Annotated in this window: 3 tRNA genes; all 3 read left to right on the forward strand. The window is 55.2% G+C overall.

The window, feature by feature from the left end:
• The first annotated feature begins 3 nt into the window (after positions 1-3).
• The 3 genes from G9G53_RS25980 (at position 4) to G9G53_RS25990 (ending at position 269) form a co-directional block, all read left to right on the forward strand.
• A tRNA-Met gene (locus G9G53_RS25980) sits at positions 4-77 on the forward strand.
• A 26-nt stretch (positions 78-103) separates the two neighbouring features.
• A tRNA-Asp gene (locus G9G53_RS25985) sits at positions 104-180 on the forward strand.
• A gap of 13 nt (positions 181-193) precedes the next feature.
• Positions 194-269 (forward strand) — tRNA-Thr (locus tag G9G53_RS25990).
• Position 270 lies beyond the last annotated feature (1 nt).

The raw sequence follows: 270 nt of genomic DNA on the forward strand, positions 1-270 counted from the left end.
TGTCGCGGGGTGGAGCAGTTCGGTAGCTCGTCGGGCTCATAACCCGAAGGTCGCAGGTTCAAATCCTGCCCCCGCAATTACTTCAACTAAGGAAGTTTCCTCTGGAACCGTGGTGTAGAGGCCTAACATGCCTGCCTGTCACGCAGGAGATCGCGGGTTCGAATCCCGTCGGTTCCGCCATTTAACTTAATACGCCGGTGTAGCTCAACTGGTAGAGCAACTGACTTGTAATCAGTAGGTTGGGGGTTCAAGTCCTCTCGCCGGCACCAT

Source organism: Paenibacillus sp. EKM206P, from assembly GCF_011066155.1.
Classification (GTDB): Bacteria; Bacillota; Bacilli; order Paenibacillales; family Paenibacillaceae; genus Paenibacillus; species Paenibacillus polymyxa_D.